This window comes from Staphylococcus ureilyticus (assembly GCF_002902235.1).
Taxonomy (GTDB): domain Bacteria; phylum Bacillota; class Bacilli; order Staphylococcales; family Staphylococcaceae; genus Staphylococcus; species Staphylococcus ureilyticus.
In genome coordinates this window covers 1-458 of record NZ_PPRL01000163.1, presented here as the reverse complement: position 1 = coordinate 458, position 458 = coordinate 1, and the positions used below count along the sequence as shown (strand labels likewise).

Here is a 458-nt window from a genome sequence, read left to right as displayed (position 1 = left end):
GTGGGACAAATGATTGGGGTGAAGTCGTAACAAGGTAGCCGTATCGGAAGGTGCGGCTGGATCACCTCCTTTCTAAGGATATATTCGGAACATCTTCTTTAGAAGATGACAAAGGAATAACATTGACATATTGTATTCAGTTTTGAATGCTCATTTGAGTATTCTTAAACGAAGGGGCCTATAGCTCAGCTGGTTAGAGCGCACGCCTGATAAGCGTGAGGTCGGTGGTTCGAGTCCACTTAGGCCCACCATTAGAGTTTAATACGAATTTCGGGGGCTTAGCTCAGATGGGAGAGCGCCTGCTTTGCACGCAGGAGGTCAGCGGTTCGATCCCGCTAGTCTCCACCATAGAAATTGTAATTGTACATTGAAAACTAGATAAGTAAGTAAAATTTATGATTTTACCAAGCAAAACCGAGTGAATAAGAGTTTTAAATAAGCTTGAATTCAAAAAGAAA

2 tRNA genes and 1 rRNA gene are annotated in these 458 nt (G+C 42.4%); all 3 read left to right on the top strand.

What is annotated here, in order from left to right:
• A 16S ribosomal RNA gene (locus CD150_RS12900) occupies positions 1-72 on the top strand; the annotation flags it as partial.
• A 102-nt stretch (positions 73-174) separates the two neighbouring features.
• Positions 175-251: transfer RNA gene (locus tag CD150_RS12895), tRNA-Ile, on the top strand.
• 21 nt (positions 252-272) lie between these two features.
• Positions 273-348: transfer RNA gene (locus CD150_RS12890), tRNA-Ala, on the top strand.
• The last annotated feature ends 110 nt before the right edge of the window (positions 349-458 follow it).